This is a genomic window from Ruegeria sp. AH3 (assembly GCF_056536265.1).
Window position 1 is genome coordinate 507,785 of sequence record NZ_JBQFJL010000002.1, and the last position, 26,372, is coordinate 534,156.

Below are 26,372 nucleotides of genomic sequence, written 5' to 3' on the forward strand. Positions count from 1 at the left end.
GCTACGTCCTTTGGCGTTGGGTCAGCTCCAGTTTCTTGCGCAGCGGGCTGCTGTTTTTCACGATAACGGCATCAACTTTCCCTGCCAGACCCTTGATCGTGATCCCCCCGGTCTGACCTAGCATGTTGGGGATGCCTAGGCCGCACAGCTCATGCACGTATATCGAATATACGATAACGGCCTCCGAGGTGCGGGTAATGGTCTCGAATGCATCGGCGACCAGTGAAACGGTCCCAATCGCGGTGACCGGGCCGGGCGCAATCTGGTCCGAGCTTTTGCCCACGCGCCCAATCACGGCGCGCCCGGAATGGATGCCGATGCCGATCTTCAGCGGTGCAGAGAGGTTCCTGGGGAGCTTGCCTTCGGTGCCCTCAACCAATTCCTGACATCGCGCGGCAGCGTAAAGCGCGGATCGTGCAGCTTCGGCTTTATGGGTCTCTAGCCCGAAAACTGCCGTCAGCCCATCATTGGTGAACTTGTCGATATGTCCGTTCTGGGCCTCGATCTGCTCAACCATCAGATCAAGCAACTGGTTGAGCACGAAAACGACGTCATAGGGCAGAGTCTTGTCCACAAATGGGCGGAAGTCTTTGATCTTGAGTTGCAGTACGCAGACTTCACGCTCGATGCCCCAGCCGAAGGGGTCCGATTGCAGCGGGGTCGACACGGCGCGTCGAGGTTGAATGATTGGACGGATACTGACATCGCCAACCACGCGGGCCTGACAGGCCAGCCGCATGTTCGGCTCGGCATTGATCTTGTCCAGCAGCTTGCGCTCGGCTGGACCTATGGGGCTGAGCCCGCCCTGATCGGACATCACGACGACCCTGCAGGTCGAGCAGCGCGCACGCCCACCGCAGACAGACATATGGGTGATGCGATTGTCTCGGCTGACATCCAGCAGGGTTTTGCCGGGGGCCGTATTCACGGTTAGTCCGTTTCCATAGGTGACCTGCACCTGACGGCGAAGGCCTTGTGCGATGTACAGGATCACGAAGAACAGCAGCAAGCAGCTGAGGATAATGGCAACCCAACCTTGCGCGATGGCCTGATACTCTGACACCGCGTCACGCACTGTAGCCACCCGCGCGGCCAAATCGACGGCTTCGGGTCCTTCAGGTGTCAGGCTCAGCCGCAATGCCTCGCGTTTGGCGGCGGTCATCCATCCGGCCACGGCGACGATAGGTACAGCGATGGCGAAGGGCAGAAGGATTAACAGCCCGTCCTTGTACCAAGGTTTCGGTCGCAACCAGAAATGAATACCGATAAGGCCATGAACCCAGACCAGCAGCAAAAGTGCGTTCTGTTTGATGGCGGAGACAGGCCAGAGCAGCGACAGCTCTTGCAGATAGGTCACCGGGACACCTGTCACCAGTTCAGAGCCGCGCGTGACGATGATGTGGCTGACCAGCCAGTAGGGGATGGCCAGCCCCAGCGCGATCTGGAACCAGCGCCAGAACGGCATTTTCAGACTGCGGATGCTCAGAATGCTCCACGCGCCCAGTAAGATATGAACCGCGAACGCTCCATAGAGCAGGATTGTTCCGGGGAACGAGCTCCAGATCGCGGACATGACGGACAGCATGCTGTCCATCCAGCGCAATGAGACCAGCCCAAGCCCGTGATTGATGAAATGGACGGTTGCATAGACCAGCAAAATCAGACCGGACCAAAGCCGCACCTGCTGCGCCACGCTCCCCCGACCATTGGCTTTGATATCCCTGCGATTGAACGCCATCTGCCGCGCCCGTCCTCTGATTCAGCGGTTTTCGATCGCCGCTGAAGTAAACACGTGTGGCGACAGATGTATTCTGGCCGAGCGCTCCTCTTGGTTCACGTTCGGGTGTAGTGTGTGCGTGTGTTGCGTCGATCTGAGATCAGGTTGGATCGTCGCTCGGCTGGGGGTCCTTATAGCGATTGAGGTCCAGTATTCCCGCCTGAACCGCATCCTGCCGAACCATAGCATCTTGTACCTGATCGCTCAGCGCCCAAAAATCGGGGCTCGTTCGGCGTATGCCGAAGGTTTCAATCAGTTGCATCCAATCGGCGTCGGATTTCACAGCCAGCAGGGTGTCGACAAAACTGTCGATCTGAGCCAGTTCGACGTTGAAAAAGAAGTTCGGATAGCTGCCGATTAATCCCGGCAGGATTGTCAGCCGATCGGATTGCGGATCGCGCCGGTGTGCCTCGTTAAACAGAAACGCCACGTTGTCATGCGCTTTGTCGTGGATCAGCGAGAAAACCTGTGGTGTGTCCGCGCCATCTTCGACTAACAAAATCGAAAGATCGGGCAGGAATTGCACCCAGTTCCCCGACTGATCGGCAAGCGGACGCAGCTGGCGTTCCAGATCCGAGGCGCTTTCCGAAGGCGCGCAGTTAGGGCTATCGCATCTATTGATCGGGTCGGTCAGGGGCCAAAGCCCGGCACCACGATCAAGCAACGCCAGAAGAAATTCTTGCTTTGGGCTTTCCGTGTCAAAGGTGATCCCCGTCGGAAAACTGCCGTCGACATGGCGGCGGTGCCAATAGGTATGAATCTCACTGAGCGCGCCCTTATACCAGCTTCGGTGTATCCGGGGCCGTACAGCTCTTGGCAGGAAGGTTAGGAAAGTGTCTTCGCTCTCCATACGCAGTTCATCCATATAAAGCCGCGTTGTCAGCTGATGCTCGACACGGCCGAAGACATCGTAGCCAGCCACCAGATTGTAGTAGATACGCTCAAAAATCGGATAGTCGATCACCCACGCAGTCTCGGGGATTGAGCCATGAAGTCCGGTCATTGCCGAGGCGTTGTCGAAATGGCGGAATACGGTGATCAGGGCGTTCGGATTGGTGCCGCCGCCGTCCCAGATCGCATCATAACCCAAGCCGGTTCTGTGCGCCTCACTTTGCCCATAGCGTGCGTCGCGGAACTTGAGGTATTGCACCTGATTTTTGTGCGAGACCCCCTGCAACTGATCCAGTGTTCCACCTTCACTGGTTGAGACAGGCAATTCGAGATATCCGGCACCATCCGCAAGATAGCTTGGGTCCGTAACAGACAGGTCTGCATCAGGGTCCAGAAAGCTGACCCAGAAACGATCTTCAATGACATCGACCGCCGTTTCGCCGTGACAGACCGGGCCGCGAATGAAGCTGCGTACAAAAAACAGCGCGTCGTCGAGCAGGAACTGATAGCGACTGCGCGGTGGAATATCGGCAAATGTGGTGAATGGATTCCCGCCCTCGCTTTCGCCGTATCCGGGCAGGCCCGAGGGTGCCCAGTCGGGCTGAAGGAACAAGCTTTGGTATCGCGTCATGCGCGCCGGGCTCAGGGGGTAGACCAGGTGCTCTTTGTGCACGATCGTTTCCGTAATGGGCTGAAGCCGGTAATAGAAGGTCGCAGTACCAGGATCATCGAACGGGCGGCGGGTCGCGATCACGTCAATCTCGTCACCTGTGGGCGTGCGCGAGCGTACGAGCTGGAAAAACCTGCTTGCGCTGTCCCCTTCAAAGTGCAGTCGAGCCAGAAAGAGGTGCTCGTATATATACCGGCTCATCAATTGACTGCGCAGATCGGGAGCGTTCAGAAAGCCCTCCCATTCGGTGACTTGCCCTTGGATGTCGTGGGGGATGTTCTCGGGGATCGCGGTCGCTGGTGCGCCGACGCGTATCCATGATGTCAGCAGGGCGTAGTCTTGGTCACTCAACGGGGCGGTTGCATACGGCATTCCAGCCAGCGGGTGGGCCTTGCGGAAATCATCGAACTCGTCTGGTGTCGGACAAACAAGGGGCCGGTCCAACGCGAGGCCGAGCGCATCCGGGACCGGTTCGTTTGGCGACAGGCTGCTGTTGCGCCCGAGATCGAGATACCGTTCAAGCAATCCGGGCGTGACCGGGTGAAACCCGAGCCCGCGCCATTCCGAAGCGGACTGCGCATCTATCCCCAGCCGCGTGGGCTGCGCATCCGAGAGGCGTTCGGTGTGATAAACCGCCTGTTTGCTGCCGCCACGCAACAGACCTTCATCCGAGGTTAGTTTCAGCTGACAAGGCGCGTCATAGCAGCTGTGACAAACCACACAGCGTCGATCTAGAACAGTGCGTACATCGGTCCAATCGTTGGTGGCCTGTGTTTGGGCGCGGGCTTCTGACCCGGGATGAGACCACAACGAAAAAATGGCGACCAACCCCATCAGAATCGTCCATCTCCGCAGCGCTTTAGACATCAGTGCGTTATCCCATAGAATTGGTTCTCAATACCTCCGTAAGATGGCGTGTAGACTGCGCGCCTGTCGAGTCTGTAGATCACAAGCTTTTTGCTTTCGACACCGCGCACCACGCATGCAAAGAGCTAAAATTCAGATCGTCTGGCAAAGGCGGATCATGGGCGTAACTTAGTGAAAGAAGACTGCCTGGTCGGATGGGAGGTCCATGAAATCTTGGGACAAGATTAAGTGCTTGTCGCGGGTGGTGAATCCCGGGCTGCTCGACACTGCTATCGACCCGCATCTTATGATTTACCAATGGGCACGGCGGAACGTGTTGGCGTTCTGACCCTGGAGGATGAACATGATCGCTTGGGAGCCCAGCCGTCGATACGATCTAGACGCAGCTTTGGCGGCACCTGAAATCCCGGATCAAATTAAGGCTTAGGTGAGCTAAAAGCCACTCAGCATTCGACGTTCGTTATGGCGCAAGGTCGCATGGTCGACCTCGCACCTCTGGCGGATGCTGCACTTGTTGGAGGGATCTTGTTTGCCTTTGATCAGTCTGCCCTGACGGCGGCCTGAGTGAAAAGCGCCCGGCGAATTAACCGGGCACCAAATGCAATCAGAGACCCCATTTCTTGCGGTTTTCTTCGAAGAATCCCTGCGCCTTCTTCACCTCGATCCAGTTGTTAACGTAGTTGATCCAAACCTGATCAGCCTGCGGAAGGATCATCGCGATGGGCGACGGAGAGCGGGGACCGGCGTTCTTGACGCGCACGACAGGGAACTTTTGTTCCAGCGTCGACCCTTCGATGTTCGAAGTGATGAACACATCCGCGCGCCCGGCGATCACTTCCTGAAAACCGCGGGCCGGGGCTTCGACCACTTTGATCTCGGCATTCGGGAACCACTCGCGCACCCGTTTCTCGAAGGTGGTACCCAAGGTTGTGGCAACGGTCACACCTGGTTGGTTGATCGACTCGTAGCCATCAAACTTGTCCGCCTTGTCTTTGGTCGTATAGGGGAACAACTCCACCGCGATGTAGCTGTCTGAGAAACCGGCGACCTTCATCCGCGGCGGTGAGATCGAGGCCGAGCCGGTCAGGTGATATTTCCCCGCCACCACACCATTCACCAGTGTTTTCCAGTCGGTGGGTACATATTCGACCTCAACACCCAGATCAGCCGCGAGCTCGTTCATGATGTCGATGTCGTAACCTTTGTAGCTGTTGGTCGCCGGGTCACGCAGTGACATCGGGTTCCAGTCGCCAGTTGTGCCGACCTTCAGAACGCCGGAATCCAGAACCTCGTTCAGAGCTGATTGTGCCTGTGCTGCGCCGGACAATACCAGTCCAAGCGCGGCTGCTGCCGCAGCTTTCAAAAAAGTGTTCATCAATCTCTCCTGTTGGTGGCGTTTCGGCCTTGATGCCGTGTTCTTTGTTGATTTAAGCGCAAAGAGAAAGATAACCTCAAGAAAATATTCAACTAAGACTGAAATAGGGGCAGGCCAGCCAATGCCAGACGCCGCCATCGAACTTGTGAACGTGAACAAATGGTTCGACACCTTTCATGTTCTCAAGGATATCAACCTGACGGTCGGAAGCGGCGAAAAGGTGGTGATCTGCGGACCCTCCGGATCGGGTAAGTCGACCGTTGTCCGTTGTATCAACCAATTGGAAAAGCATCAGAAAGGCACGATCCGGGTTGATGGCGTCGAGCTGACGAATGACCCCAAGTCGGTTGCTGCGATCAGTTCCGAAGTCGGAATGGTCTTTCAGCAATTCAACCTTTTTCCGCACCTGAGCGTGCTGGAGAACTTGACGCTGGGACCGATCAAGGCCCGGGGGTTAAGCCGGAAAGAGGCGGAAGAAAAAGCCCGCCATTACCTTGAGCGGGTGCATATTCCAGATCAGGCAGACAAGCGGCCCATTCAATTGTCGGGCGGCCAGCAGCAGCGTGTCGCCATAGCACGCTCGTTGTGCATGGAACCCCGTGTGCTGCTGTTTGATGAACCGACTTCGGCACTTGACCCCGAGATGATCTCGGAGGTTCTGGATGTGATGGTCGAACTGGCGCAGGAAGGTATGACCATGGTCGTCGTCACCCATGAGATGGGCTTCGCCCGGAAGGTGGCCGACAAGATGATCTTCATGGATGCGGGCGAGATTGTAGAGGAAGGGCACCCCGAGCACTTCTTTACCAATCCGCAATCCGAGCGGTGCCGTAAATTCCTCAGTCAAATTCTGCAGCATTAGGTGGGGCCGATGAGAAAACTATTTCTGATATCGCCGCTGCTGTTGCTGGCAGGCTGCTCATCTTCCCAGACCTGGGGCTGGTATGTCATCAATCCGACAACGGACTCGGGCTGGACGAATGTCAAATTCCTGATTTCCGGGATGGGCTCGACGATCCTGATCTCGTTGATCGCCGCCGTCCTTTCAATCGTGATTGGCCTGTTGGTAGCTTTGCCAGGGTTGTCCGAGAAACGGGGTTGGCGGCTGGTCAACCGGGTCTATGTCGAATTCATTCGCGCCATTCCCCTGCTGCCGATGTTGTTCTGGGTGTTTTATGGTTTGCCCATCGTGTTCCAGTCGATGGGGATGAACGTGCCCATCGATCCGTTCTGGGGCGCGATTATCACTCTGGCGATCTCTGACAGTGCCTTCACGGCCGAGATTTATCGCGCAGGTATCCAATCCATCGCCCGCGGACAGCGCGAGGCGGCGCAGACCGTCGGGCTGAACTATGTGCAGACCATGCGCTATGTGATCCTGCCGCAGGCGATCCGGCGTATCCTGCCACCGCTGGCGAACCAGTTTATTTACATTGTGAAGATGAGTGCCTTTGCCAGCGTCATCGGAATGCAGGAACTGACCCGACGAGCGAACGAGCTGGTGGTGACGGAATACCGCCCGCTGGAAATCTATACACTGCTGATCTTTGAATACCTGGTCCTGGTTCTGATCATCAGTGCAGGCGTGCGCTGGTTGGAACGCCGCATGGGCGCGGATGAGCGCGGATAAGGAGTAAGTGATGAACTGGAAAGATTTCATGGCCGAGACCGAGGCCAATATAGGGGCTTTCTCGAAAGAGGTACCCGAAACCGTGCGCGGATTCGGCATCATGGGCAAGGCGGCCAAGACCGATGGTGCGCTGAGCGAAAAGACCAAGGAGTTCATGGCGCTTGGCATCGCGATCGCCACTCGCTGCGACAGTTGCATCGGGTTTCATGTTAAATCGCTGGTCCGGCTGGGCGCGACGCGTGACGAGCTGTGCGAGGCGCTGGCGATGGCGACTTATATGGGCGGAGGGCCGTCCTATGCCTACAGCGCCAAGGCGCTAAAGGCCTATGACGTGTTTTCGGAGTAAGCCTAATGCCTCCTGATCTGGCCGGTGCTGAGGGGATTATCCGAGACAGCAGGTACGTCGCTGGCCGGTCTGAGGACTTTGGCCGCGAACTCAGCGCTGTGCGGATATTCGACGATGAGATCGTGATCTATCGCGACGCTGAGGGCATGGCTATTACGCTCAAGGATGCCTGCTCGCACCATAAGCTGCCTTTGTCTCGCGGGACCATTACAGAAGCGGCAGGCTGATCAGGACACGCTGAGCCTGCCATGGGAACCCTGTCCCATAGTCCGCGCCGTTGCATCAAAAACCGTTTTGACGCCGGGGTATGTCTCTGGATCTGGGCGCCACCCGGGATGCATTCTGGATTCAGCCCCCATATCACGATCCCTTCAACGCGGATGGTTGGGTCCAGAATGTTCAGCGAAATCTCACCCAGCGCGTAATGCCCGCGGGTGTGGAAGTGCAGTGGTCGCGGGTTGCCAAAGGTCGAGCCGCTCCACTTATCGAAATTCTGATGCGTGGAGGCAGAATAGGCACGGCTCGGATGAATCCCGGCATGCCAAGAATGCATGGTCAGCGGGTCGAGCTCGAACATCTTACCGATTTTTTGCATAATGCATCTCGGCGCTATGCACATCCATCGGGTGGCCCGGGAAACCCAGCGGGCGGCTGCTTTCGAACTGAACTGCCAAGGGCTCGCGCAGCTCCCACCCATAGAGTTCGTAGAATTTCGAGCTGGTTCCAAGCAAAAATCCGTCCTGCATGACCATGCCCGATACCCCTACGTTTGCACCGGTGCAAAGACGGATATCGAGGACCCTCGAAGTCAATCAGGTCTGTGCTTATTTCAACTACTCAAACCGTTTGTTGAACGGCCTAGGGGCGACAACAGAAAACGATGTGATCGGGTATTACAAAGGCGACGAATGAGGGTTCGCGCGTGTCGGGCCCCGGTTTTATCCGGTTGTTTCCGAATGCTTTTCATCCTGAACGCGTCGGACGAAGTCCATGAACGCGCGGATGACCTTCACCTCGTGGCGCTGGGTCATATAGATCATGCTTTCGCCCATTTGCAGATCGACATCTGCCAGTTCGATCTGGCGCAATCGGTCATCGCGCCCGAACTCCGCGCGTGAGACAAAGCCGATGCCCGCCCCCGAGGCCACCAGTTCGCGGACTGCTTCGCGCCCTTCGGCGACGATGGCGGGTTTCAGGGTGACTTTTCTGCGACGTGCCTCTTCCTCAAGTTTCTGACGGGTTTTGGAACCTTGTTCGCGAAAGATAAGTGGCAGCGTCTTGAGCTCTTTGAACGACAGTGATGTTTTTGAAAGTGGCAGCACTCCGCGCCCGGCAAAGGCTACGATGTTGGTGGCACCCAGATTGAGCATCGTCATGTCGCTGCCCGGTGAAGGGCTGCCCACAATACCGATTTCGGCATTGTAAGCTCGCAGTTCTTCCAGAATTTCATTCGTATTTCCGGATCGAACCATGATCGTGATGTTGGGGTACATCGCACGAAATGGGCCCAGGTAATCCGTCAGATGATGGGCCGAGTCAGCGATGATCCGTAATTCGCCGTCAATCGACGCTTTCGATTCCGACAGATAGTCCTCGATCTGACTTTCGATTTCAAAGTATTGCTTGGTAAAGCGAAACAACTTCTCGCCCTCAGGTGTCAAAGAAACGCGTCTGCGTTCGCGCTGAAACAGCAGCAGATCGTGATCCTGTTCCAGCTTTCGCACCTGCTCAGAAACTGCGGGCTGGGTCAGAAATAGCGCTTCGGCCGCAGTCGAGAACCCACCATGGAGCGCAACATTGTGGAAGGCTTTGAGCTGACTGTGGCGCATCGGATCCTCGTGGGTATAGCTATAAGAATTTCTTATGTTTTGCTTGATATTGGAGATTTTACATATGGGAGACTGGCTTGCAAATGGTTGATTTGAGCTGAGTATGGCAGAGATGCGCGGGCCGTTTTGGAACAACAGCGGCCCGGTTTCATCAATCGACGATACAGCGTGAGTGCAGCGCCTGATGTTCAGCCGCAATGGCTACTTGGATTTCAGCGCATCCCGAAGTGCGTCGCCAAAGGCGCTGTTTTGCGTGCTGTGGTCTGGCTTTCCACTCCGAACGCTCTTGGGTTTGCCATGAGGCGCGGGTTTGCGCGGCCCGCGCGCGGCTTTATCTTCGCGCGCCGAGGCACCACCATCCTTGCGCATCGTCAACCCGATGCGTTTGCGGGGTACGTCCACCTCAACCACTCGCACTTTGACGACCTGACCGGTCTTGACCACTTCATGCGGGTCTTTGACGAAACGGTCGGCCAACTGACTAACGTGTACCAATCCGTCCTGATGCACGCCGATATCTACGAATGCGCCGAAAGCGGCGACATTTGTGACGGTGCCTTCAAGAACCATGCCGGGTTTCAAATCGGTGATTTCCTCGACCCCGTCCGTGAACGAAGCGGTCTTGAAGCTGGGCCGCGGATCCCGGCCCGGTTTTTCCAGTTCGGCAAAGATATCGCGCACGGTCGGCAGGCCGAATGTATCATCAACAAACTGTTCGGCCCGCAGCCCCTTCAAGGCTCCGTCATGGCCCATGATCTGTCGAATATCGCGCCCACATGCGGCGACAACGCGGCGGGCGACGTCATAAGCCTCGGGGTGGACGGATGAGGCGTCCAGCGGTTCCGCCCCTTCGCGGATACGCAAGAAGCCTGCACATTGCTCAAAGGCACGGGGACCAAGCCGCGCCACCTTCAGCAGGTCCTTGCGCGCGGTGAAGGCCCCGTTGATGTCGCGATGGGTCACGATGGCTTCGGCCAGACCGGGCCCGAGGCCCGAAACGTGCGACAGCAGGGGCGCTGAGGCGGTGTTCAGATCGACGCCCACTGCGTTCACGACGTCTTCGATCACCGACTCCAGCGATTGAGACAGGCGGTGCTGGTCCACATCGTGCTGGTATTGGCCTACACCGATGCTTTTGGGTTCGATCTTCACCAGCTCGGCGAGTGGGTCTTGCAGACGGCGGGCAATCGAGACCGCGCCGCGCAGCGAGACATCGAGATCCGGGAACTCACGTGCCGCCAGTTCCGAGGCCGAATAGACCGAGGCCCCGGCTTCGGACACGACAACTTTGGTGGGTGCCTTGACCGTTTTGGGCAGCAGCGCGAGTGTGTCAGCCACCATCCGCTCGGTCTCGCGGCTGGCGGTGCCGTTGCCGATGGCGATCAGCTCGATCTTGTGGGCGGCAATCAGGTTTAGGATGGCGGCTTGGGCTCCGCGCAGGTCGTTCTTGGGTTGGAACGGATAAAGCGTATCAGTTGCCACGACCTTTCCAGTTTCATCCACAACAGCGGCCTTGACGCCGGTGCGAATGCCCGGGTCCAGACCCAGCGTCGCGCGCGCGCCTGCAGGGGCGGCAAACAGCAAATCCTTAAGATTGCGCGAAAACACCTGAATCGCCTCATCCTGCGCGCGGCTGCGCAGATCGGCCATCAGTTCGACCATCATCGAAAGCGACAGTTTCACGCGCCAGGTCCAGCCGGCAACTTTGCGCAACCATTTGTCACCGGGGCCATCACCGCTTGTATGCAGATGGGCAGCGACCATCGCCTCAGCCCGCGCGGCACCGGCTTCGGGCTCGGGCGCGATATCCAGCGTTACAATCCCCTCTTTCGAGGCGCGCAGCATCGCCAGCGCCCGATGCGAAGGGGTTTTGGCCCAAAGCTCGGTATGATCGAAATAGTCGCTGAACTTCGCGCCTTCCTGTTCTTTCCCTTCGATCACCTTGGCGGTCAACAATGCCTCGCGCTGCATGAAATTGCGCAGCTCTCCCAAAAGTGCAGCATTCTCGGTCAGCCGCTCGGTGATGATGTCGCGTGCTCCGTTCAGGGCGTCCCTGGTGGTCGGGACGGCGTCGCCCAAATACCCTTCGGCCAATGCTTCGGGATCTGCCGAGCGCTCTGCCAGAATGGCATCGGCAAGCGGTTCAAGGCCATTTTCACGGGCGATCATAGCTTTGGTTCGACGTTTGGGCTTGTAAGGCAGGTAGATGTCTTCCAGCTGCGCCTTGGTCTCGGCCTGCGCGATGGATTTGATCAGATCATCGGTCAGCTTTCCTTGATCCTTGATCGAGTTCACAATCGCTTCGCGCCGGGCCTCAAGCTCGCGCAGATAGGTCAGCCGGTCGGACAGGGTACGCAACTGTGTGTCATCCAACCCGCCGGTCGCCTCTTTGCGGTAGCGCGCGACAAAGGGCACCGTTGCCCCCTCATCCAGCAATTTGACCGCGGCCCCTACCTGTTCCGGGCGGGCATTGATCTCGGTGGCGATGGTGCGGGCGATGCGGTCCAAAGGGGCCTCCTGACAGACGGTTGGGGGACCGTCTTAGCCAGAGGGACAGGCGAGGGGAAGGGGGTTTCAGCCATAAACCCCGCTCTGCACGAAAACTGCACGAGTGCTGTGCGGTGATCTGCACCTAAGGCCACCAGACAAAGGCCGCACCATAACAAAAAGGAGCAGTGATATGGGACAGTTCATCGTGCGCGGAGTTCCCGCGTCGGTTTTGCAGGACAGCTGGTGGTTTGATGCGCCCGAGCAGAAAGGCAACAGGAGCGACGGCAGCTTGGGGCCGGGCAAACGCCACGCTGTTGGAGGTTTGGCAATTCTTGTCGCGTTGGCGGATGTATTGTTTCTGGATTATGCACCGGGGGTGTCGCTGGCCATATTCGCGCTGGCTGTGGCGGGCGTCGTATGGCTGCTTCTGGGCAGGCGCACCGGGCTGATCGGGCCTGCGGTTTTGTTGGTCCTGAGCGTTCTGCCGGTCGTGGAATATGTGCAGGCCCTATCGGTTGCTTTCCTGTTGGGCGGTTCGACTGTTGCGTTGTGTTGGGCTGTTTTGGGCCAATGGAGTGGCGCGTCTTATCGAAGATTTCTGTCGCAAGTCCCGTTTCTCGCCATCCGGCAGGCAATTGAAGCGATCCGGCATAGTCAGACGGTATCGCGTGCTGACGGAGCGATTTTGAGATTGCTGCGGGCTTGGGGTTTCCCGGTTGGCGGAGCTTTGATCCTGATCTCTCTCATGGTCTCGGCAAATCCGGTATTGTCAGATTGGCTTGATAGGCTGTGGCGCTTCGACCTCCGGTTTGACCGGGTTCTGTTCTGGCTCGGGGCTTCGATGGTGATCTGGCCGTTTCTGGCCGTGGCAATACAGCCCGGCTTGCTGGCCCCGCGTGTTGGACCTCAACGCAGCCGGTCTCTGCCCGGGTTTGGTTTGAATGCCGGGTCCGTCGCCAATGCGCTGATAACGTTCAATCTGCTCCTGGCGGTTCAAACGATCATGGATGTGGCGTTTCTTTGGGGAAATGCAGAGCTTCCCGAGGGTATGGGCCACGCGGAATATGCCCATCGCGGCGCTTATCCCCTGCTGGCGACCGCATTGTTGGCTGGAGCCTTCGCATTGGCCGCCCGCCCGTTTCTAGCTGAGCGGCAGGGTCTGACCCGTTGGATGATGCTGTGGTTAGGTCAGAACGTGTTGCTGGTGATCTCGTCCCTCATGCGCTTATCCCTCTATGTCGAGGCTTACGGGCTGACCTATCTGCGGGTACATGCAGCGATCTGGATGGCATTGGTGGCCGCCGGGCTGTGTTTGACTGGCTGGCAAATCTTGCGGGGCAAATCGAACCGATGGCTGCTGGTGCGATCCGCCGGGTTGGGGTTCGGTGTGCTCTATGCCTGCTGTTTCGTGAACTTTGCAGCGCTGATCGCGCGCGAGAACCTGAACCATCCGCAGCGTTACGACGCATATTATGTCTGTCGGCTTGGCCCAATGGCCGCCGCAGAGCTCGCGCGCTCTCCGCGCCCAACAGGCTGTTCCGCATGGACCCCACAGATCACCAATTGGCGGGAATGGGGGTTTCGCGCGGATCGAGTGATCCGTAATCTGACCACCGAAGCGAAGCCGGAGGCATCTGATGAAAATCCTCGTCGTGGATGACGACCCGCGCCTGCGCGAGCTGGTCTCGATTACGCTGGAACGCGCGGGCTATCAGGTTGTCACCGCCCGCGACGGGCAAATGGCGCTGACCCATGCCATGCGCGAAGCCCCCGATCTGGTGGTGCTGGATGTCGGGTTGCCCGAGTTGGATGGCCTTGAGGTCTGTCGCAAGCTACGCGCGCGCTCAGAAGTGCCGATCCTGTTCCTGACGGCTCGCGATGATGAGGTTGATCGGATTCTGGGTCTCGAGCTTGGGGCGGATGACTACGTCACCAAACCCTTTAGTCCGCGCGAATTGGTGGCGCGGATCAAGGCGATCCTGAAACGCAGCACGACCCGAGGTGTGATGGCCATTCTGCGCCATGGTCCGGTCGAACTGGATGCTTCAGGTCATTCCGCCAAGCTCGATGGGGCACCGCTGACCCTGACCGCGACCGAGCTATCGATCCTGCGCCGCCTGATGCAAACGCCCGAGGCAATCGTCTCGCGCCCGCAATTGATTGATGCGATCTACGGTGCGGGCAGCGCGATTGCGGACCGAACGCTGGATAGCCATCTGCGCAACTTGCGCCGCAAACTGGGCGAAAACGGTTGGGCCAGCGCCATCGAAACCGTGCATGGCATCGGCCTACGGATGGGCGCATGGCCGAGCTGAGGCGCAAGTGGCGCCCATCGTTGGGCTTTGTGCTTGGCGGCGCACTGGCGGGAACGCTGGTTCTGTCGTTGCTGGGCCTCATCGCGTTGCGCTATCTTGGCCCCGAGGTCGGCTTTCGCAACGCGGCAGTCTTGTTGGCGGGCCTGATTGGACTGGCCACCGGCGTACTGGGATATCTGTTGGTGCGCTTGTTGCTTCGGCCGATTTCGGCATTAGCCGCCTATTCCGGGGCGGTCGAGCGTGGTCAACGCACGGACCCGCCTCGGCACTATGGCACGCAGGAACTGTCCCGTCTGGCCGGCTCGGTTCTCGGTATGGCTCAAACTCTGCAACGACGTGAAACCTCGATCCGCAGTTTCGCCGACCATGTCACGCATGAGCTGAAAACACCGGTAACCTCGATCCGCGCAGCGGCGGAGTTGCTGGAGGAGGCCAAGGGGCTAGCGGATCAAGACCGTGCGTTGCTGCAACAGATTCTGGGTGCCAGCGATCAGATGCAAACCCAGCTCAGCGCCCTCAACCGTGTCGCTGCCGCACGGGCACCAGAGCATCACGGAACATGTACGCTGGCAGAGCTTGCAGAAGATCTGCGTGCACGTTTCCCGGACCTGCCCCTTCGGTTTGAAAGCGTTGACGAACGTCTGCCGCTGGCCGCATCAGGCCTGCAAGTGGTTTTACAGCAATTGTTGGACAATGCCTGCCGCCACGGGGCGGGTCAGGTGGTGCTCAGCGCGGCGCCGGGACAATTGATCGTACAGGATGATGGTCCGGGGATCTCCGAGGGCAACCGGGACCGGATTTTTGCGCCTTTCTTCACGACGGCTCGCGAACAAGGGGGCACAGGCATGGGTCTGGCAATCGCGGAAAATCTTCTGAGGGCACATGGCGCGCAGATCTCGTTGATACCTTCAGAGAGCGGAGCACGGTTTGAGATCGTGTTCGCGATGTCGTGAACAGAGATTTCGCGGCACGTATCGTACATAGCCCCGCAACCAGTTGTTATAGGTTGGGAATCTAGTGATCACACCTCTGCCGGTGACACAGCCCGCTGATAGAGATGCCATGTGGTGTGGCCGAGGATTGGCAGGGTGAAGATCAGGCCAAGAAATGCCGGAACCAACGACAACAGCATGGTGACCGAGATGATCGCCGCCCAGCTCAGCATGACCACGGGGCTCTCGGTGACGACGCGGATGGAAGTTAACATGGCGGATACGAAATTGGTTTCCCGGTCGAGCAGCATGGGCATGGCAACAACGGTCACCGAGAACAGGACAGCCGACAGAAAGGCACCGACACAGGTGCCGATCGCCAGAAAGGTCCAGCCCTGCGGTGTGAAGAATACGATGTTCAAAAACCCTTCAAAATCCGAGAAGGATGATTTCTGCAGGGTGATCGCCAGCCAAAGGCGGATCTGGTAGGTCCATACCCAGAAAATGAACAGCGTGACAAAGGCCATCCAGCCCATTTCACGCTTGCGTTGATTGGCCATGACAGTGAGGATTTCGGACCAGCCGAAACTCTCACCCTTCTGCAACCGACGGGACATTTCGTAAAGCCCGGCGGCAGCGAATGGTGCCACCAGCGGAAAGCCTACCGCTGCAGGAATGATCATCCAGATCTTTCCGAGCCAGACCAGACACCACACAAACAGGATGCCGAAAACCGCATAGAACAGGCCGAAAAAACCACTCATCAAGGGGCGCGCGAGGAAGTCAGAAAAGCCATCCTTCAGCGATGCGGTGATATCATCCACCGTCAGCCTGTTGACTTCAGGCATGGCTTGCTGCTGCGGCGACAGATTGTCGGGTGGCGTGGGACCCGCGGTCTTGGATGTCATGATAGAGTCCTCCCAAAGCATGAAACCGTGCTGGGCTGTTCACGAGTAGGCGCAGCGGTGAAACAGGCATTCCTCCTCTACGTAAAAGTCTGCATCAGGTGAAACGCGAGGGCAAGGGAGGAGTATGGCAGCCAAGCGACGCTATCGCGGGGAGAGCGTGCTCGCTTGGGCGTCTCAACTATACGAAATGGGTTGATACGGTCTGGAGCATGGCGAACAGCGTTTATTCCAGGCCAAACCCCGGTCGATGATGGTTCGCGGGACAAGTTCCCGTAAATCTACAGGCTAGACCTGGTAGCCTATTCTGCCCGATAGCGAGAATTTTGTCGCTTGCAGGCCGCTTTGTCGCAAACTCGCTAGTAGCCAACGCGTCAGCACGCATTATGCCTGCATGACTTGTCAGATCATCCCCAGCTGCTTGGGCCGCCGTGCAACCGGTTGTGACCTTGTGCCGATGTGTTGGTAACCACCCGCAAGGGTGCTTTTGTTGCTTACACTCACAAGAACACGGGATGATACATGACGACTGCGCTGCGCCTGGCCATTGATATTGGCGGCACATTTACCGACACAGTTCTGGTTTCCGGTAACGAGACCATGTTGGCCTCGACCAAGACCCTGACTACTCATCAAAACCCTGCTGAAGGCGCTATGGAGGGCGCACTTCGTGTCATGGCGCAATCTGGCCGGTCTCTGGCTGAGGTGACTGGGTTCATCCATGGAACCACCCTGGCAACCAACGCGCTGATCGAACGGCGCGGGGCCGTTGTGGCGACCATCTGCACCGAAGGTTTTCGCGATATCCTCGATATCGGGTACGAGCGGCGGTATTCCCAATACGATATCAACTTGGAAAAACCGGACCTGCTGGTCCCGCGGGAACGATCCCTGACCATAAGTGAACGGATGTCTGTCGAGGGTGAGGTGCTGATCCCCCTTGATGAAACGCAGGTCGATGGCCTGCTTGCCGAGATTGATGCAAGCGGGGCCGAGGCCATCGCCATCTGTTTGATGCATGCTTATGCCAACCCTGCTCACGAACGGCGATTGCGAGAAATCCTGAGCGAGCATCGCCCCAATCTGACGATTTCGATTTCTTCTGATGTCAGTCCGGAAGCGCGCGAATTTGACAGGCTCTGCACCACCGTGGCCAACGCTTATATTCAGCCGTTGATGGAGAGTTATCTGGCCCGTTTTGTCGACCAGTTCGAGGCCGAAGGGATCACCTGTCCGATCCTGATGATGACTGCAGGTGGTGGCATGTGCACGGTCGAGACGGCTGCCCGGTTTCCCATCCGTTTGGTCGAATCCGGTCCGGCGGGTGGGGCCATTCTGGCCGCGCGCATCGCCGCACGGGCTGGTTTGGACGAGGTTCTGTCCTTTGATGTGGGGGGCACCACGGCGAAGCTCTGCCTGATCGACAACGCACGCCCGCAAACCTCGCGGTCATTCGAAATCGCGCGTGCCGCAAGGTTTATCAAGGGGTCGGGCATGCCCGTGCGCATCCCGGTGATCGAGATGATCGAGATCGGCGCTGGCGGTGGCTCGATCGCGGGTGTGGATCGCTTGGGCCGCCTGACCGTTGGCCCGAAATCGGCCGGGTCTGAACCGGGGCCAGTGGCGTTCATGCGCGGAGGCACCGATCCCACCGTGACCGATAGCGACATCACCCTCGGGTACATTGTGCCAGATACCTTCGCCGAGGGGCATATCCAACTCGATCCCGAAGGGTCCAAGGCTGCACTGACCCGTGTGATTGGTGAAAAGCTGAACCTTGATGCTGTGGGCTCCGCCGACGGAGTCAGCCGTATCGTGGACGAGAGCATGGCCAGCGCCGGGCGGATGCATGCAGTGGAAAGCGGCAAGGACCTTGGACCGCGCACGATGATCGCTTTTGGCGGCAACGGCCCTCTGCATGCCAGTCGGGTGGCACGCTCTGCCGGTGTGTCGCGCATCGTGGTCCCACCTAATCCGGGCGTCGGGTCTGCGGTGGGCTTCCTGTTTGCGCCGGTTTCGTTCGAGATCGTCCGCTCGCGCTATTCACTGCTGGACAGTATGGATATGGACGGCGTGAACCGTCTGTTCGACGTTATGATTGCGGAGGCAAAGGAAGTCGTGGCCCAAGGCGCAGGCGATGCGCCGACCGAGATCCAACGCACCGCCTTCATGCGTTACAACGGGCAGGGGCACGAGATCGAGATCACCCTCCCTGATCGGGCACTGTCGGTCGAGGATATCACCCCTCTGACCGCTGCATTCGAGAAAGAGTATCGCAAACAATTCTCGCGCCCCGTGCCGGGGATGAAGATTGAGATTCTGAACTGGGCGGTGCGCGTCGCCACCCCCGATAGCGCAGTGCCGCCGGTGCCGGGAACGCCTGATAGGTCGGTGTTCGTCGTGACTGAAACACGCCCCATCACTTGTGATGTCGATGGTAAAGCAAAAGACGCGGCTTTTGTGGCTCGTGCTGATCTGAAACCCGGCGATCACGTCTCGGGCCCTGCATTGATCCACGAACCACAAACCACCACGCTCGTATCCGCCGATTTCTCGGCACATATGGATGCCATCGGCAACCTTGTCCTTGTTCAAGACCAGAAAGGAGGCGCATGATGACTGCCGAACTTTCCACCGCCCGCCTGCAAGTGATGTGGAACCGCCTGTTGGCGGTGGTCGAAGAACAGGGTCAGACCCTGATCCGCGCTGCTTTCTCGACCATCGTACGCGAATGCGGTGACATCTCTGCCGGGATATTTGACGTCAACGGCCGGATGTTGGCTCAGGCCGTGACTGGTACACCGGGCCATATCAATACGATGGCCGAAGCCGTGCTGCATCTGCGCGCGCGCTTTGCATTGCAGGACATGAAACCCGGCGACATCTATATGACCAATGACCCCTGGTTGGCGTCGGGGCATCTGAATGACTTCCTGCTGATGATGCCTGCCTTCAAGGATGGCAAAGTGGTTGGCTTCACCTCCTGCACCTCGCATCTGGTGGATTTGGGCGGTCTTGGTATGGGTCCCGAAGGTTCGGATATATACGATGAAGGGTTGTTGATCCCGCCGTGCAAGCTGGTCGAAGAAGGGACGCCCAATGCGCTGCTGATGGATATCATCCGCGCCAACTCGCGTGAGCCGATCGCCAACGAGGGTGATATCTACGCCCTGATCGCTTGTTGCGAGGCCGGGGTGACCCGTCTGGTTGCGATGATGGACGAGTTCTGGATCGATGATCTGGACACGCTGGGCAACTACATTGTCGACACGTCGCGTAAGGGCGCGTTGGAGGCCATCGCCGAGGTGCCCGAGGGCGTTTACAAGAACGTACTTCGCATGGATGGTTACGAGAACGAGTTGGAATTGCACGCCACTCTGACCGTCACCAAGGACGGGATGCATGTTGATTTCACCGGCACGTCGGGCTGTTCGAAAAAGGGCATCAACGTGCCGCTGAACTATGCCACGGCTTATACGGTCTTTGCCCTGCGCTGCATCGTCGGGCCGGATATTCCCAACAATGCGGGTTCGTTGGAGCCATTTACTGTCGATGGCCCCAAGGGTTGCATCCTGAATGCGCAGCGCCCGGTGCCGGTGGCGATGCGTCATACGCTGGGGCAGGTGACCCCCGATCTGGTGTTAGGCTGTTTGCATCTGGCACTGCCGGATCAAGTTCCTGCCGAAGGTGCCTCGTGCATGTTCGACCTGCCCATGCGCCACGCGCCCGAAGTCGCGGCAAATGGTGGGCGCGAGTTTGCAATTGAACCTGTGCACAACGGTGGCACTGGCGCGCGGCCCCATGCGGACGGGTTGTCGGCGACCGCTTATCCATCGGGGGTCTTCGGTTCTCAGGTCGAGATCACCGAAAGTGTGGCCCCTGTGATCATGTGGCGGCGGGAGCTGCTGCCTGATTCCGGTGGTGCCGGTCAGTATCGCGGTGGATTGGGCCAGAGGATTGAGATGACCTCGTCCAACAATGCCCCGTTCATTGTGTTCCTTTCTGTCGAACGTCTGAAATTCCCGGCCCTTGGTCGCATGGGCGGACAACCCGGTGCGCCGGGGCGGATCCGGTTCCGCGATGGTAATAGCGACATCCCAGGCAAGGGCGAACTGCGCGTGGAAGGTGATGACTATCTGATCTTCGACACGCCCGGCGGCGGCGGATTCGGCGATCCAGTCAAGAGAGATCCAGAGGCTCTGGCGCTGGATCTTAAACGCGGATTGGTCACGGATGAAGGCGCGAAGGTCTATGGGAGTGCGTCATGATCAGGGCAGTTGATCATGTCCGGCAGATGGCTGCCTACGCCTTGGCTGATCTGGGCGGTCCGGACACCGTTTCTCTGGCCCAGAACGAAAGTGCCTTTCCGGTAAGCCCCGCAGCAATCGCGGCGGGGCAGGCGACATTGGAGCAGATGCCGCTCTATCCCGATCCCGACTGGCCCGAGCTTCGCGCGGCGATTGCCGAAACGCATGGTGTGACGGCTGAGCATATCCTGTGCGGGGCCGGGTCGATGGAACTGATCGGCTGCCTTATCCGCGCTTTTGCCGGGCCGGGTGACCGCGTGCTGGGCACGGATTACGGTTATGCCTATGTGGCCTCGGCGACGGCGCAGGTGCGGGCGGACTATGTGAAAGCGCACGAGGTGGATCTGACCGTTTCGGTCGACGATATTCTGGCAGTTGTCGTACCCGAGACGCGGATCGTCTTCGTTTGCAACCCGGGAAATCCAACCGGTACTCTGATCCCGAATGCAGACATTATCCGTCTGCGCGATGCCCTGCCGGAAGATGTTTTGCTGGTGGTCGATCAGGCCTATGCCGAGTTTGCCGATCAGTCTCAGGACCCCGCCGAGATATTCGCGTTGGTGGATCGTGGAGATACCGTGGTCTTGCGCACCTTCTCCAAGGCTTATGGGCTGGCAGGCGCGCGCGCGGGTTGGGGTCTGTTCCCACCTGCGGTTGCGGATGAAGTGCGCAAGTTGCTGAACCCCAACAATGTCTCGATCCCCTCGCAAGCCATGGCCACGGCAGCGATGCGCGATCAGGCACATATGCGCGAAACAGTGGCGAAAACTGCTGCCATTCGGGATCGCTTTGCAACCGGGTGCCGGGCGCTGGGGCTGTCTGTTGCACCCAGCCATACCAATTTCGTATTGATCCGATTTGCGGATGTTGAAACCGCGCATAGGGCGGACGCTGCCCTGCGGGCCGAGGGGCTGCTGATGCGCGGCATGGGGGGTTATGGTCTGGGTGATTGTTTGCGCGCCACGATATGCGAGCAGGACATCATGGACCGCTGTCTGGCCGTTCTGAAAGAGGTGACGTCATGACACATGAGACCCGCACACGGGCTAAGATCGGCGTATTGGTGCCCTTCACCAACACCAATCTCGAAGCGGATATGATGCTGATGCGCTGCCCGGATACAACGGTGCATTTCCAGCGCATGGGTGGATATGACGTGGATGAGATTCCCGGCTCGGATCAGATGGCTGGTCTTGGGGCATCGGATATCAGCCATGACCTGAAGATGATCTCAGGCGTGCGACCCGATGTGGTGCTGTATGGTTGTACCTCTGCGACGCTGACCCATGGTCCGTCGTTTGACGAGCAACTGGCACAAGACATCAAGGCCGGATCGGGTGCGCTGTCGTTCACGGCGGCTGGGGCTTTGGTGGGCGCCATCAAGACGCTGGGTGTGACCAAGGTTGGCTTTTCTTCGCCTTATCTTGGCGAGATAAACACGCAAGCGGTGGACTTTCTGGCTCAAAACCAGATCACCACGATTAAATGTGCCAATATTGGCCGCGAACTAGGAAACTATGGTCAGGGTGAGCTGACTCCGGGCGAGGTGTTCGATCTGGCCTGCCAGGCCGACCACCCCGAGGCCGAGGCCATTGTACTCAGTTGCACCGATATGCGTGCCGTCGAAGCTGTCGACCGGATTGAGGCGACATTGAACAAACCGGTTGTGACCTCGAACCAAGCGATGATGTTTGCGTTGATGCGAGCCTTGGACTTGCCTCGGCAGGGTAATGTGCCGGGGCGTTTGTTCGACCTTCTGTAAACAAAGGCCGGGCTGATGACCCGGCCTTTTTTTGTTCCTACGGTTCGTCCCCGCCAATCTCTTCTTTGCGCTTGGCGATATAGGCGTCCAACTCCTCGCGGATCGCGGGGTCCATCACGGGTTCTTCATACTCCCGCAGCGCTTGTTGCCAGATTTCGGTTGCCCGGTTCAGTGCAGTTTTTGATCCTGCGGCCTCCCACGCGCCGTGGTTTTGCCAGTCGGACAGCATCGGAGCGTAGAACGCGGTCTCGTAACGCTCCATCGTGTGTTCGGTGCCGAAGAAATGGCCGCCGGTAGGCACGTCTTTGATCGCATCAAATCCAAGCTCGCTTTCGTCGAATTTCAGCGGCTTCAGATACTCGATCATGTTCTGCAGGATTTCCACATCCATAACGAGTTTCTCATAGGATGCGGTCAGTCCACCTTCGAGCCATCCGGCCGCGTGATAGACCAGATTTGCCCCGCCCAGAACGGCACCCCATGTGGCCATCATCGTCTCATACGCTGCCTGCAGATCAACAACGTTCGAGGCGTTGGCGTTTGAGGTTCGGTACGGAATGCCATATCGCCGCGTTAGCTGGCCGCTGATCATGTTGGCCTTGGTGTTTTCCGGTGTACCGAAGGCAGGCGCACCCGAGCGCATGTCTACATTCGAGGTAAAAGCCCCATACATCACCGGCGTGCCGGGATTGACCAGCTGGGTCAGGGTTACGCCAAACAGCGCCTCGGCATTCTGTTGCGCCAGCGCGGCGGGAAGGGTGACCGGGGTCATTGCCCCCATCAAAGTGAACGGTGTGATCGTAACCGGCTGGCCATGCTCGGCCATGGCGATCAAACCGTCTCCCATCGCGTCGTCGAACAGGCGCGGAGAGTTGACCGAGATGATCGTAATGAGTCCCGGATCGGTACGCATCTCTTCCAGCGTCATGCCGCGCGCAATCGCCATCATGTTGATGCCGTCAATTGCACGGCCCCGTCCAATCGCCGTGGCGTGAAAGCTGAGGTCGCTATAGCTCAGGTTGGCGTCATAGGTGTCCAGATGCCGGTTGTTGGCGGGCATCTCAAGCGGTGCGGTCACCTGATTGCCGATCAGGTGGATGGCGTTGAAGTGATGGGCCAGTCTGATGAAGTTGCAGTAATCTTCATAGTTGCCCGGCCGCCGACCGTTGACGCAGTCATGTACATTCGGCGGGCCCGCGACGAGGCCGAAATTGACATGGTTGCCTCCCATCGTGATACGCTTATCCGGGTTACGGCCTGTCAGCGTAAAGGTTTCGGGGGCGGTTTTCAGCGCCTCGGTAACGATGCTTTCGTCAATGCGGATGGTCTTGGTATCACGGTCCACCAATGCTCCGGCCTTCTCGAACAGGTCCATCACATTGTCGCCCATAACGCGAATTCCGGCCTCGGACAGGATACGCATCGAGGTCGCGTGCAGCTGATCCAACTGCTCTTCGCTCAGCAGTTCCATTTTGGGGGATGTGTTGACTACATTTTGCCAGGGCAGCTGCTGGATGCTTACACTGCTGCGATCACTTTTGCCCCGCCGACCACCGCAACGGGCGCTGCGTCTTTCTCGTGCCATGTCAGTATCCTCGTTTCGGGTTGACGATATTTGTCAGCGCTTCGCCCTTGCGATATCGCCAGAGGTTGTCAGAAAACATCTCAACGGATTTGAGATCCCAGCCCTCGTAAACCGATGAGCAATGCGGGGTAATGATCACGTTACTGAACCCCCACAGCACATGCTCTGCAGGCAGAGGTTCGATGGCGAAGACATCCAGAGCAGCCCCTTTCAAGGCGCCGGTCTCCAACGCGTGGACCAGTGGAGCCTCGTCAATCACGCCCCCGCGTGAGACGTCAATGATCACCGCGCTGGGTTTCATCCTGGCGAAAGCACAGGCGTTGACCAGACCCTTGGTGCTGTCCAGTAATGGCACGCAGGCAACGATAAAATCGGCCCGCGGCCAAAGGTCGGGCAGGGCGTCCATGCCATGCACCTCGTCAACATTCAGAGTATCTTTGGGATGCGCACGCACGCCGATCGTGGAAAAACCCATCGCTTTGCACCGGGCTGCGACGGCCATACCGGTTTGACCAAGGCCCAGGATCAACACGGTCTTACCGTCGATCGGTTCGACCTTGCCCGGAATCCAGTCCCGTCGTGCTTGAGCGTCTCGGAACCCGGGAATGTCCAGCGAGAAATGGAGCATTGCCCCCAACGCATATTGCGCCATCATATCCGCTGCGACGCCTGCGGCGTTGGTCACGGTGAACGTCTCTGTATCCCACGGGTTCATATGATCCGTTCCTGATCCACCCACCGAGACCCATCTTACGCTGGGGGCATCAATCAACGCCTGACGGGGGAAGTCGGGCGTGCCCGCGAAGCGGACGGAATAGACCACCTCGGCTTGCGTATCCGCGATCATTTGGGGCAGAGCCTCGTAGCTGTCGCAGGTGTGGATTTCCAGATCCGGATGCTGTTGGGTGAGCACGGCCTTTGATGCCTCGGGGTTGTCTGTGTGCAGAATGGTAACGGGGGATTTCACAACGCGACCTCTTTGTTGAATTCCTGAGCAGCGGTTTCAGTCGTCTGGGTGAAAAGCAGTGGATGAGATGTCGACGAAGATGCAGAACCTGTCCTGTCCCTGATGCTCAGAGCGCCATGAGGTCGCTTCAACACGGCCGACGCGGATCTGGGCGATCTGGCTTTGGGCATAGGCCAGATTGTGGATGCCACCACTGTTGATCAAGGCATCATGGCTGGGCTTCAGATCGAGCGTGGCCGGGATATCTTCGGTCTCTGGGTACGTGTCCGACAGCGTGTATTTCAACAGACTCAAAGGCATTGCATTGGTTCCGCTTACGCCCTGTCAGGCGCGTCGTAGATCAATGCGCCCAGATCCGAGAACTTTGAGGTCGGATCGGTCAGCCCCAGCACCGCCTCACGAATGGCGGCAGCCCGGGCCTCGCCCAGCGATGGTGCGGCAAATTCCATGTACTTGCCGATAACCTCGTCTCGATCCATCGGAGCTTCGGGACCGCCGCGGGCATGTACATCGCCCGAGTCCAGCTGACCTCCGTCTTTCAGCACGATGCTGACATCGGCGAAGCGGCTTTTGGGAAAACGGTCCGAATGGCGCGCCGTCTCGGCTATGGAAATGCGATCAACAATCGAGGCCACCAGCGGGTCCGAGAGGCCAGCTCCGGTGATATGTTCGACCCCGATACGCCCGTGGGCGACCATCGTGGCGACCGCAAAGGGTAGGGAATATTGTGCTTTTGAGGTGTCGTCGGGCATGCCCTGGAACAGACAGGCGCTTTCATGGAACGTGTTGACCTGAATGGACGCGATGTCGTGGTGGCTCAGGTCGTGTTCGCGCATCAATGCGCGCGTTGCATCAATGGCAGCATGTGCCCAGCGACAGATCGGATAGGGTTTTACGTACTGACGCTCCATCTGCCAGAACTGACCAAGGTCCTGCCAATGCGGGGCGACATCGTCAGCTTCGATGGTGATTGCAGGCGCTCCGGTGAAACCTTTCTCGGCCAAAATGGCCGAAGATACGCCCACCAGCGCGCCCCAGCCTGAGCCATCATGCAGCATGGTTGGATTGGCGATCTCGCGCATCATCTGGCTGCGGGGGCCGTGATATTCTGCAATGCCCATTGCTTGACGCATCTGATTTGCATCAAGGCCGCGCATCCGTGCGGCAAGCGCAACAACCCCCAAGGCGTTCCACGCTCCCGAAGTATGATAATCGCTTACAGTATCGTGCAGAGCGATGCCCGCACGTCCGGCGATTTCATAGCCGATGGTGACTGCGGCCAGTGCTTCGGGACCCGAGAAATCATCGACCGTCTCGGCAAGCGCCATCAGAGCGGGGACGATCACAACGCCGATATGCCCCTTGGTAGGATTGTACCCGTCATGCCCATCCAGATTGTCTGTCTGGGTGGCCGCGGCATAGGCTGCACCGGCCACGCTGACACGGCGGCCGTCGAAAACCATTCGCGCGCCAAGTGCGTCTTCGCCCGCACCATAGAGTGCCCGAGCCGTATCCCGGGCAATTGTTCCGGCGGCCATGGGACCAGACCCGATTGTGATGCCCAGCGTGTCCAGCAGCATGAGCGCTGCCGCTTGCAGTGTTGTATCGGGGAAATCCTCGACCTTGCTGGCAAGGGTAAAACTTGCAACCTTATCAAAAGTGTCCGTCACGGCTTGCCTGCATGCGTTGAGGTTTGGAATTCGGATGTCTCTGGCCAATTTAGA

Annotated in this window: 22 protein-coding genes; 11 read left to right on the forward strand and 11 right to left on the reverse strand. The window is 58.4% G+C overall.

Going from position 1 to position 26,372, the window contains the following annotated elements:
- Position 1: 1 nt before the first annotated feature.
- The 3 genes from ACR3EM_RS19910 to ACR3EM_RS19920 form a co-directional block, all read right to left on the reverse strand.
- The gene (locus ACR3EM_RS19910) at positions 2 to 1,738 is read right to left on the reverse strand and encodes an adenylate/guanylate cyclase domain-containing protein (protein ID WP_480472405.1); all 1,737 of its coding nucleotides are present in this window, start codon (positions 1,736 to 1,738) and stop codon (positions 2 to 4) included.
- Between the two features lie 139 nt (positions 1,739 to 1,877).
- A complete protein-coding gene (locus tag ACR3EM_RS19915; RefSeq protein ID WP_480472407.1) occupies positions 1,878 to 4,205 on the reverse strand; it encodes a fatty acid cis/trans isomerase in 2,328 nt (775 codons plus the stop codon).
- Between the two features lie 604 nt (positions 4,206 to 4,809).
- Positions 4,810 to 5,580, reverse strand: coding sequence for a transporter substrate-binding domain-containing protein (locus ACR3EM_RS19920; RefSeq protein WP_480472409.1), 771 nt, complete (start codon positions 5,578 to 5,580; stop codon positions 4,810 to 4,812).
- Positions 5,581 to 5,701: 121 nt separating this feature from the next.
- On the opposite strand from ACR3EM_RS19920, the gene ACR3EM_RS19925 reads away from it, so the two are divergent.
- Genes ACR3EM_RS19925 through ACR3EM_RS19940 form a run of 4 tightly spaced genes read left to right on the forward strand, consistent with a single transcriptional unit; the run spans position 5,702 to position 7,783 of the window.
- Positions 5,702 to 6,442: an amino acid ABC transporter ATP-binding protein gene (locus ACR3EM_RS19925; RefSeq protein ID WP_480472411.1), complete on the forward strand. Its 741-nt coding sequence runs from the start codon at positions 5,702 to 5,704 to the stop codon at positions 6,440 to 6,442.
- 9 nt (positions 6,443 to 6,451) lie between these two features.
- Positions 6,452 to 7,210: an amino acid ABC transporter permease gene (locus ACR3EM_RS19930; RefSeq protein ID WP_480472413.1), complete on the forward strand. Its 759-nt coding sequence runs from the start codon at positions 6,452 to 6,454 to the stop codon at positions 7,208 to 7,210.
- 10 nt (positions 7,211 to 7,220) lie between these two features.
- Complete coding sequence (locus ACR3EM_RS19935) at positions 7,221 to 7,556, forward strand: carboxymuconolactone decarboxylase family protein (protein WP_480472415.1); 336 nt, start codon at positions 7,221 to 7,223, stop codon at positions 7,554 to 7,556.
- Positions 7,557 to 7,561: 5 nt separating this feature from the next.
- Positions 7,562 to 7,783: a Rieske 2Fe-2S domain-containing protein gene (locus tag ACR3EM_RS19940; protein ID WP_480472417.1), complete on the forward strand. Its 222-nt coding sequence runs from the start codon at positions 7,562 to 7,564 to the stop codon at positions 7,781 to 7,783.
- 351 nt (positions 7,784 to 8,134) lie between these two features.
- On the opposite strand, the gene ACR3EM_RS19945 is transcribed toward ACR3EM_RS19940, so the two are convergent.
- The 3 genes from ACR3EM_RS19945 to ACR3EM_RS19955 form a co-directional block, all read right to left on the reverse strand.
- Positions 8,135 to 8,302, reverse strand: a complete 168-nt coding sequence (locus ACR3EM_RS19945; RefSeq protein ID WP_480472419.1) for a hypothetical protein — start codon at positions 8,300 to 8,302, stop codon at positions 8,135 to 8,137.
- Between the two features lie 192 nt (positions 8,303 to 8,494).
- Positions 8,495 to 9,385 (reverse strand): LysR substrate-binding domain-containing protein, encoded by an 891-nt coding sequence (locus tag ACR3EM_RS19950; RefSeq protein ID WP_480472421.1) that lies wholly within the window; start codon positions 9,383 to 9,385, stop codon positions 8,495 to 8,497.
- Between the two features lie 201 nt (positions 9,386 to 9,586).
- Positions 9,587 to 11,893 carry a Tex family protein gene (locus ACR3EM_RS19955; RefSeq protein WP_480472423.1) on the reverse strand — a complete coding sequence of 769 codons (2,307 nt, stop codon included), beginning with the start codon at positions 11,891 to 11,893 and terminating at the stop codon, positions 9,587 to 9,589.
- Between the two features lie 172 nt (positions 11,894 to 12,065).
- Here ACR3EM_RS19955 and ACR3EM_RS19960 point away from each other — a divergent pair, with 172 nt between their 5' ends.
- From ACR3EM_RS19960 to ACR3EM_RS19970, 3 genes are read left to right on the forward strand one after another with little or no spacing between them, the layout of a single operon-like run.
- Positions 12,066 to 13,535, forward strand: coding sequence for a DUF4153 domain-containing protein (locus tag ACR3EM_RS19960; RefSeq protein WP_480472424.1), 1,470 nt, complete (start codon positions 12,066 to 12,068; stop codon positions 13,533 to 13,535).
- Positions 13,513 to 14,190: a response regulator transcription factor gene (locus tag ACR3EM_RS19965; protein WP_480472426.1), complete on the forward strand. Its 678-nt coding sequence runs from the start codon at positions 13,513 to 13,515 to the stop codon at positions 14,188 to 14,190. Before ACR3EM_RS19960 ends, ACR3EM_RS19965 begins: the two co-directional genes overlap by 23 nt.
- Entirely contained in the window at positions 14,178 to 15,143 is a 966-nt protein-coding gene (locus ACR3EM_RS19970) for a sensor histidine kinase (protein WP_480472428.1), read from the forward strand. The genes ACR3EM_RS19965 and ACR3EM_RS19970 overlap by 13 nt, the downstream gene beginning before the upstream one ends.
- 68 nt (positions 15,144 to 15,211) lie before the next feature.
- On the opposite strand, the gene ACR3EM_RS19975 is transcribed toward ACR3EM_RS19970, so the two are convergent.
- A complete protein-coding gene (locus ACR3EM_RS19975) occupies positions 15,212 to 16,030 on the reverse strand; it encodes a DUF2189 domain-containing protein (protein ID WP_480472430.1) in 819 nt (272 codons plus the stop codon).
- Between the two features lie 519 nt (positions 16,031 to 16,549).
- On the opposite strand from ACR3EM_RS19975, the gene ACR3EM_RS19980 reads away from it, so the two are divergent.
- From ACR3EM_RS19980 to ACR3EM_RS19995, 4 genes are read left to right on the forward strand one after another with little or no spacing between them, the layout of a single operon-like run.
- A complete protein-coding gene (locus ACR3EM_RS19980) occupies positions 16,550 to 18,643 on the forward strand; it encodes a hydantoinase/oxoprolinase family protein (protein WP_480472432.1) in 2,094 nt (697 codons plus the stop codon).
- Entirely contained in the window at positions 18,643 to 20,295 is a 1,653-nt protein-coding gene (locus ACR3EM_RS19985) for a hydantoinase B/oxoprolinase family protein (protein ID WP_480472434.1), read from the forward strand. Before ACR3EM_RS19980 ends, ACR3EM_RS19985 begins: the two co-directional genes overlap by 1 nt.
- The gene (locus ACR3EM_RS19990) at positions 20,292 to 21,359 is read left to right on the forward strand and encodes a pyridoxal phosphate-dependent aminotransferase (RefSeq protein ID WP_480472436.1); all 1,068 of its coding nucleotides are present in this window, start codon (positions 20,292 to 20,294) and stop codon (positions 21,357 to 21,359) included. Before ACR3EM_RS19985 ends, ACR3EM_RS19990 begins: the two co-directional genes overlap by 4 nt.
- On the forward strand, positions 21,356 to 22,096 hold the full coding sequence (locus ACR3EM_RS19995) for a maleate cis-trans isomerase family protein (RefSeq protein WP_480472438.1): 741 nt from the start codon (positions 21,356 to 21,358) through the stop codon (positions 22,094 to 22,096). The genes ACR3EM_RS19990 and ACR3EM_RS19995 overlap by 4 nt, the downstream gene beginning before the upstream one ends.
- Positions 22,097 to 22,133: 37 nt before the next feature.
- On the opposite strand, the gene ACR3EM_RS20000 is transcribed toward ACR3EM_RS19995, so the two are convergent.
- The 4 genes from ACR3EM_RS20000 to ACR3EM_RS20015 are packed head-to-tail and all read right to left on the reverse strand — an operon-like array spanning position 22,134 to position 26,318.
- Positions 22,134 to 23,681 (reverse strand): trimethylamine methyltransferase family protein, encoded by a 1,548-nt coding sequence (locus tag ACR3EM_RS20000; RefSeq protein ID WP_480472440.1) that lies wholly within the window; start codon positions 23,679 to 23,681, stop codon positions 22,134 to 22,136.
- A 1-nt stretch (position 23,682) separates the two neighbouring features.
- Entirely contained in the window at positions 23,683 to 24,648 is a 966-nt protein-coding gene (locus ACR3EM_RS20005; protein WP_480472442.1) for a D-2-hydroxyacid dehydrogenase, read from the reverse strand.
- Positions 24,649 to 24,684: 36 nt separating this feature from the next.
- A complete protein-coding gene (locus ACR3EM_RS20010; RefSeq protein ID WP_480472444.1) occupies positions 24,685 to 24,948 on the reverse strand; it encodes a hypothetical protein in 264 nt (87 codons plus the stop codon).
- Positions 24,949 to 24,962: 14 nt separating this feature from the next.
- Positions 24,963 to 26,318 (reverse strand): MmgE/PrpD family protein, encoded by a 1,356-nt coding sequence (locus ACR3EM_RS20015; RefSeq protein WP_480472446.1) that lies wholly within the window; start codon positions 26,316 to 26,318, stop codon positions 24,963 to 24,965.
- Positions 26,319 to 26,372 lie beyond the last annotated feature (54 nt).

Excerpts from the sequence above, each read along its gene's own strand:
- ACR3EM_RS19910 (WP_480472405.1), bottom strand. The coding sequence starts at position 1,738 with ATGGCGTTCAATCGCAGGGATATCAAAGCCAATGGTCGGGGGAGCGTG.
- ACR3EM_RS19915 (WP_480472407.1), bottom strand. The coding sequence starts at position 4,205 with ATGTCTAAAGCGCTGCGGAGATGGACGATTCTGATGGGGTTGGTCGCC.
- ACR3EM_RS19920 (WP_480472409.1), bottom strand. The coding sequence starts at position 5,580 with ATGAACACTTTTTTGAAAGCTGCGGCAGCAGCCGCGCTTGGACTGGTA.
- ACR3EM_RS19925 (WP_480472411.1), top strand. The coding sequence starts at position 5,702 with ATGCCAGACGCCGCCATCGAACTTGTGAACGTGAACAAATGGTTCGAC.
- ACR3EM_RS19930 (WP_480472413.1), top strand. The coding sequence starts at position 6,452 with ATGAGAAAACTATTTCTGATATCGCCGCTGCTGTTGCTGGCAGGCTGC.
- ACR3EM_RS19935 (WP_480472415.1), top strand. The coding sequence starts at position 7,221 with ATGAACTGGAAAGATTTCATGGCCGAGACCGAGGCCAATATAGGGGCT.
- ACR3EM_RS19940 (WP_480472417.1), top strand. The coding sequence starts at position 7,562 with ATGCCTCCTGATCTGGCCGGTGCTGAGGGGATTATCCGAGACAGCAGG.
- ACR3EM_RS19945 (WP_480472419.1), bottom strand. The coding sequence starts at position 8,302 with ATGCAGGACGGATTTTTGCTTGGAACCAGCTCGAAATTCTACGAACTC.
- ACR3EM_RS19950 (WP_480472421.1), bottom strand. The coding sequence starts at position 9,385 with ATGCGCCACAGTCAGCTCAAAGCCTTCCACAATGTTGCGCTCCATGGT.
- ACR3EM_RS19960 (WP_480472424.1), top strand. The coding sequence starts at position 12,066 with ATGGGACAGTTCATCGTGCGCGGAGTTCCCGCGTCGGTTTTGCAGGAC.
- ACR3EM_RS19965 (WP_480472426.1), top strand. The coding sequence starts at position 13,513 with ATGAAAATCCTCGTCGTGGATGACGACCCGCGCCTGCGCGAGCTGGTC.
- ACR3EM_RS19970 (WP_480472428.1), top strand. The coding sequence starts at position 14,178 with ATGGCCGAGCTGAGGCGCAAGTGGCGCCCATCGTTGGGCTTTGTGCTT.
- ACR3EM_RS19975 (WP_480472430.1), bottom strand. The coding sequence starts at position 16,030 with ATGACATCCAAGACCGCGGGTCCCACGCCACCCGACAATCTGTCGCCG.
- ACR3EM_RS19980 (WP_480472432.1), top strand. The coding sequence starts at position 16,550 with ATGACGACTGCGCTGCGCCTGGCCATTGATATTGGCGGCACATTTACC.
- ACR3EM_RS19985 (WP_480472434.1), top strand. The coding sequence starts at position 18,643 with ATGACTGCCGAACTTTCCACCGCCCGCCTGCAAGTGATGTGGAACCGC.
- ACR3EM_RS19990 (WP_480472436.1), top strand. The coding sequence starts at position 20,292 with ATGATCAGGGCAGTTGATCATGTCCGGCAGATGGCTGCCTACGCCTTG.
- ACR3EM_RS19995 (WP_480472438.1), top strand. The coding sequence starts at position 21,356 with ATGACACATGAGACCCGCACACGGGCTAAGATCGGCGTATTGGTGCCC.
- ACR3EM_RS20000 (WP_480472440.1), bottom strand. The coding sequence starts at position 23,681 with ATGGCACGAGAAAGACGCAGCGCCCGTTGCGGTGGTCGGCGGGGCAAA.
- ACR3EM_RS20010 (WP_480472444.1), bottom strand. The coding sequence starts at position 24,948 with ATGCCTTTGAGTCTGTTGAAATACACGCTGTCGGACACGTACCCAGAG.